This window comes from Dactylosporangium sp. NPDC005572, from assembly GCF_040605515.1.
Lineage (GTDB): Bacteria > Actinomycetota > Actinomycetes > Mycobacteriales > Micromonosporaceae > Dactylosporangium.
This window is the reverse complement of sequence record NZ_JBEXCY010000370.1, coordinates 1-5,907: the sequence shown is the minus strand read 5'-3', so window position 1 is coordinate 5,907 and position 5,907 is coordinate 1. Positions and strand designations below refer to the sequence as shown.

Annotated in this window: 6 protein-coding genes; 2 read left to right on the top strand and 4 right to left on the bottom strand. The window is 73.1% G+C overall.

Going from position 1 to position 5,907, the window contains the following annotated elements:
- On the bottom strand, positions 1-481 hold a 481-nt coding region (locus ABZS66_RS60060; RefSeq protein ID WP_354773715.1), incomplete at its 3' end, for an MFS transporter.
- Complete coding sequence (locus ABZS66_RS60055; RefSeq protein WP_354773713.1) at positions 478-1,458, bottom strand: LacI family DNA-binding transcriptional regulator; 981 nt, start codon at positions 1,456-1,458, stop codon at positions 478-480. The genes ABZS66_RS60055 and ABZS66_RS60060, both read right to left, overlap by 4 nt.
- A gap of 59 nt (positions 1,459-1,517) precedes the next feature.
- Between ABZS66_RS60055 and ABZS66_RS60050 the strand changes: the two genes are divergently transcribed.
- Entirely contained in the window at positions 1,518-2,468 is a 951-nt protein-coding gene (locus ABZS66_RS60050) for an endonuclease/exonuclease/phosphatase family protein (protein ID WP_354773711.1), read from the top strand.
- Here ABZS66_RS60050 and ABZS66_RS60045 read toward each other — a convergent pair.
- Entirely contained in the window at positions 2,465-3,835 is a 1,371-nt protein-coding gene (locus ABZS66_RS60045; protein WP_354773709.1) for an MFS transporter, read from the bottom strand. The two genes, ABZS66_RS60050 and ABZS66_RS60045, sit on opposite strands and share 4 nt — an antisense overlap.
- A 27-nt stretch (positions 3,836-3,862) precedes the next feature.
- Positions 3,863-4,627, bottom strand: coding sequence for a glycerophosphodiester phosphodiesterase (locus tag ABZS66_RS60040; protein WP_354773707.1), 765 nt, complete (start codon positions 4,625-4,627; stop codon positions 3,863-3,865).
- A 105-nt stretch (positions 4,628-4,732) separates the two neighbouring features.
- On the opposite strand from ABZS66_RS60040, the gene ABZS66_RS60035 reads away from it, so the two are divergent.
- The coding region (locus tag ABZS66_RS60035; protein WP_354773705.1) for an Hsp70 family protein at positions 4,733-5,907 on the top strand (1,175 nt) is incomplete at its 3' end.

The window sequence follows — 5,907 nt, the reverse complement described above, 5'->3', positions numbered from 1 at the left end:
CGGCGACCGGCACGTGCAGCGCGACGAGGCCGGCGGCGAGCCCGGCTCCGGCGACGGTGCCGGCGGCGAACGCGGCGTGGAAGCGGGGCATGACCGTGCGGCCGAGCCGCCGTTCGACCTCGGCGCCCTGCACGTTCATCGCGACGTCCCACACGGAGACGGTGAACCCGATCGCGAGCAGCCCCGCGACGAGGACCCACAGCCCGGTCACGTCGCCGAGGCCGGTGACGAGCAGCCCGGCGCCGGCGAGGGCGCCGGTGGCGGCGACGGTGCGCCGCTGGCCGTACCGGGCGAGGATCGGCCCGGACAGTGGCCGGGACAGCAGCGACCCGGCGGCGGCGCCGAGCAGGACCCAGCCGAGCCCGGCGGGGGTCAGGTGCAGGTGTTCGCGCAGCTGCGGGATCCTGGCGACCCAACTGGCCAGCAGGAACCCGCAGGCGGCGAACACCACGTAGGTCGCCCGGGCGGCGGCGGCCGTCACGAGCTGCGCTGCACGAGCGAGACGGGGAACCGTTCGCGGTAGCCGACCGGGAGGGTGCCGTCGAGCAGGAGCCGGGTCGCGGTGGCGGCCATCTCCTCCACCGGTACCCGCATGGTGGTCAGCGGCGGGTTCGAGCAGGCGGCGGCGAGGCTGTCGTCGAAGCCGACGACGCTGACGTCCTCCGGGACGCGCCGGCCGGAGGCGGTGAACGCCTGGACGGCGCCGGCGGCCATCACGTCGCAGGCCACGAACACGGCGTCGACGTCGGGGTGCCGGTCGAGGAGGCGGCGGGCGGCGGCGTGGCCGTCCTCGCGGAGGAACTCGCCGCCGGGCACGCCGAGGTCGGGCAGGCCGAGGGCGCGCACGGCCCGCTCGTAGCCGGCGCGGCGGTCGGCGGCGCAGGTGGTGGTGGCCGGCCCGTGGATCGCGGCGATGCGGCGGCGGCCGAGGCGGTGCAGGTGCTCGACGGCGGCCTGGGCGCCGCCGAGGTTGTCGGCCTCGACGGCCGGGACCGCGGCGGCGGTCGCGACCAGTGATACGGCCCGCCGGCAGTGGCGGTGGAACCGGGCGGCGTGGTCGGGCGGGAGGTTGGTGAGCACGGCGCCGACGGTGGCGTCGGCGGCGATCGCGTCGATCGCCTCGCCCGACCCGACGGCGTGCATCCGCAGGTGGACGTCCTGGCCCTCCAGCACGGAGAGGACGCCGGCCAGGACGCGGCTGTAGTAGGGGTCGGTGCCGAGCCAGCCGCTCTCGGCGGTGACCTTGACCGCGACGAGGTCGATGGCGCGGGGCCGGCCGGAGGCGAGGGCCCTCGCGGTCTGGTTGGGCAGGTAGCCCAGCGCCGAGACGGCCTCGTGCACCCGGGCCCGCAGCGGCTCGGACGCGCCCGGCACGTTGTTGATCACCCGGGACACGGTTGCCCGGGACACGCCGGCGACCCGAGCAACGTCCTCGATGGTCGGCTTTGACCTGTTCACGCTCCGGAACGATACGCGCGAGAGCGCTCTCACGAGAAGCGGCGGGTAGCTTTTCGACCATGACGGTGGTGTGGTGGGTGGTGGCGGTCCTGGTCGCGGCGTTCACGGTCGTGCGGGTGTCCGGGATCGAGCGGGGCACGCCGCTGGTACAGCTGATGGCGTTCACGCCCTATGTGGCCGGTGGTGCCCTGGTCGCCGCCGTGGCGGCCGCGTTCACCAGCATCCCGGCGGCGCTCGTGACGGGCGCGGCCGGGCTGGCGCTGACCGCGGTGGTGATCCCGCGGGTGGTACCGAAGCGGGCCGCGGGCCCCGGTGGGCAGCGGCTGCGGGTGATGACCGCGAACGTGCTGTGGGAGCGCGGCGACATGGCGGCCCTGCTCCAGCTGGCCAAGACCGACGACGTCGACGTCCTGGCCCTGCAGGAGGCGAACACGTCCGACCTGGAGGCGTTCGACCGGGCCGGCGCCGACGGGCTGCTGCCGTTCCGGGCCCTGCACCCGGCACCCCGCGGCCGGGGCACGGCCGTGTTCAGCCGCCACCCGCTCGACGGCGAGCCGATGGTGCGGGTCTGCCCGAGCGGCATCCAGCAGGTCCGGGCGACGGTCCTGGTGCCGGGCGCCGGCCCCCTCGTCGTCGAGTCGGCGCACCCCTGCGCCCCGCACCCCGGCGGGAAGACCTCCTGCTGGGCCCGGGACCTCGCCGACCAGCCCGGCGCGGGTGACGGCCCGCTGCGGGTGCTGCTCGGCGACTTCAACGCCACCCTCGACCACGCGCCGCTGCGCAGGTTGCTGCGCCGCGGCGGCTACCGCGACGCCGCCGCCGAACGCGGCCGTGGCCTGGTCCCGACCTGGCCGTACGCCCTCGTGCCGGGCCTGCTGCGGCTGTTCGCGGTGACGCTCGACCACGTCCTCGTCGACCGGCGCATCGGGGTGCGGGAGGTCGCCGTCCGGCCGGTGCCGGGCAGCGACCACCGCGCCGTCGTCGCCGAGCTGGCCCTGCCGCAGCGCTAGAGCTTGGCGGGCGGGGTGTTGCCGGCCTGCTCGATCGCCCTGCGGATCGGCACCGCCAGCAGCGCGAAGAACCCGACGACGAAGAACACCAGCAGCGAGATGATCGCGACCCGGTAGCTGCGGGTGGTGTCGTAGGCCAGCCCGAACAGCAGCGGCCCGAGCCAGCTGGTGCCCTTGTCGGAGATCTCGTACAGCCCGAAGTACTCGCCCTCCTTGCCCTTCGGGATGAGCTGCGAGAACAGCGACCGGGACAGGGCCTGGCTGCCGCCGAGGACCAGGCCGATGCCGCCGCCGAGCGCGACGAACGGCACCGCTTGCCCGACGGGCAGGAAGTACGCGATGAGGATGATCACGGTCCACAGCACGAGGCTGGTCAGCAGCGTCTTCCACGCCCCGATCCGCTTGGCCATCCAGCCCAGCAGCAGCGCCCCGGCGAACGCCAGGAACTGCACCATGAGGATCGTCGGGACCAGCACGTCGTCGGACAGCCCGAGCTCCTTGGTGCCGTACTGGCTGGCCAGGGCGATCACGGTCTGGATGCCGTCGTTGTACACGAGGTACGCGACGAGGAAGAACAGCGTCAGCGGGAACGCCTTGAGGCTCTTCAGCGTGTGCCACAGCTGCCGGAACCCGTCGGTGAGCACCGACCCGGTGCCGGCGCCGATCGTGGGGTCCACGACGACGGGCCGGTTGCGCAGCCGCAGCAGCGGGATCGTCGTGAACCCGGCCCACCACAGGCCGGCCGAGACGATGCTGTACCGCGCGACGTCCCCGGTCGTCAGCCCCAGCTGGTCCTTCATGAGCACGGCGACGACGTTGACGAGCAGCAGCAGGCCACCGCCGAGGTACCCGAACGCCCACCCGAAGCTGGACACCCGGTCGCGGTCCTCCTCGTCCGCCAGCTGCGGCAGGAACGAGTTGTACACCACGACGGACGCGCCGAACGCGATGTTGGCCACCAGGAACAGGCCGGCGCCGAGCAGGTACCGGTCGCCGGTCAGGAACAGCATCGCCGCCGTCGCCGCCGCCCCGATGTAGGCGAACAGCGCCAGCAGTTCCTTCTTGCGGGGTGAACGGTCGGCGATCGCCCCGACGACGGGCAGCACGAACACGGTGAGGAACACCGACAGCGACACCGAGTACGGGAACAGGGCGCCGGGCGCGATCTCGATACCGAGCGGCCGGATGACCGCGTCGTCGCAGGCGTCGCCGTCGCAGCCGGCGGCCTTCTCGGCGATCGACGTCAGGTACGGGCCGAGGAAGACGGTCACGACCGTCGTCGAGAACGCCGAGTTCGCCCAGTCGTAGAAGTACCAGCCGACCCTCTCCCGGCGGGTGCTGAGCTGCGCTTCCTCCACAGTGGACACGGCGGCCTCTTCCAGGGACGGCGGGGGTCAGGTCCAGATGCCGCGCCGCACGTACACGTCGCGCAACACCTCGATGTGATCGGTCATGATGCCATCAACACCGAGGTCGAGGAAGTGCTCGATCTGCGCGGCGTCGTCGATCGTCCACAGGTGCACGTGCAGCCCCAGCCGGTGGGCGTAGCCGACGAACTTCGGGGTGGCGACGGCGAGCCGGCCGTACCGCGGCGGGATCTGGATCGCCACGACACTGTCGGGCAGCCGCAGCGCCCGCCCGGCCTTCGCCGCCAGCCAGAGCTTCGCGACCTCGCTCATCCCCAGCGACGTCGCGACCCGCGGACCGGCGTCGCGCCGCATCCGGGCCAGCCGGGCGGAGGAGAACGACGCGAGCAGCACCCGGTCCTCGGCGCCGGCGCGGCGCACCACGTCGACGGTGGGCCCGGCGGCGGCGTCGGTCTTGGCGTCGATGTTGAACCGGACCTGCGGCCAGGCCTCCAGGACCTCCTCCAGCCGCGGTATCGCGGCGGCCCCGCCGACCCGTTCGCTCGCCAGGTCCGCCCACCGTAAGTCGATCATCCGACCCGGACGCCCCAGGAGCCGCTCGAGCGTGTCATCGTGGAACACGACCGCGACCCCGTCGGCGGTGGCGTGCGTGTCCGTCTCGATGTACCGGTAGCCGAGTTCGACCGCACGGGCGAACGCCGCTGTCGTGTTCTCGTCACCGGCCGCCGCACCGCCACGGTGGGCGAAGCCCAGCGGTCCTGCCTGGTCGAGGTAGGGGACATCGTGCCTCACGTCGGCCAGTATGCAGTGATCTTCCGGCAAGTTGGGGCAACAGCGGGTTACGGCAGGCTTGACGGCCGACGCAAAGCGTGGAACGGCAAAGGTAGGGTGACGCACATGCGCGTGCTCGGCATCGACTTCGGCACGTCGAACACGGTCGCAATGATCCGCCAGGACGCGCGGATGCGGCCGTTGTTGTTCGACGGTTCTCCCTTGCTGCCCTCTTCCTTGTATTTCAACACCGACGGGAAGGTCCTCGTCGGCCGGGACGCCGAGCGCAACGCGCGGCTCGACCCGGCCCGTTTCGAGCCCAACCCGAAGCGGCGCATCGACGACGGCGAGGTGTTCATCGGCGACCATTCGATGCCGGTGCCGCGCCTCTTCGCGCACGTGTTGTCGCAGGTCAACACCGAGGCCCGGCGGCAGCTCGGCGGGGCGCCGGAGGAGGTGCGCATCACCCACCCGGCCCGCTGGGGTGAGCGGCGCCGGTCGTTGCTCACCGAGGCGTCGCGCATCTCCGGCCTGGGCCACCCGCGGCTGATCGCGGAGCCGGTCGGCGCCGCGTCGTACTTCACGGCCGTGCTCGGCTCCGCCGTTCCGGTGGGCCGCAGCCTGGCCATCTACGACCTGGGCGGCGGCACGTTCGACGCGACGGTGGTCCGCCGGACCCAGTCGGGGTTCGAGGTCCTCGCCGAGGACGGCCTGCCCGACGTCGGCGGCCTCGACTTCGACCACGCGATCGTGGAGCACCTCGGCAAGACGTACTCGACGAGCCACCAGGAGAAGTGGGCGGCGCTGTCGAACCCGACCGACGCGTCGGACCGGCGGCTGCGGCGGATGCTCTACGAGGACGTCCGCGGCGCCAAGGAGATGCTGTCGCGGACCGCGTCGACCGACATCCACCTGCCGTCGATGGAGATCGACGCGCACCTGACCCGGGAGGAGCTGGAGACCCTCGTCCGGCCCTACCTGGAGCGCACCGTGCAGTGCCTGTCCCGGGCGATCGAGTCGGCGCGGCTGTCCCCGAAGGACCTCGTCGGGATCTTCCTGGTCGGCGGCTCGTCGCGCATCCCGCTGGCGGCGCACCTGATCCACACCGAGCTGGGGGTGGCGCCCACGACGCTGGAGCAGCCGGAGACGGTCGTCGTCGAGGGTGCCCTGTGCATCGGCGTTGCGGCCGCCCCGGTCCGCGCGTCGGGCACGCCGCAGCAGTTCACGCCGCGGCCGCAGGTCGTGCCGCAGCGCCCGCCGGTGCAGCCGCCGGTGTCGGCGGTGCCGCGCACCCCGGGCCC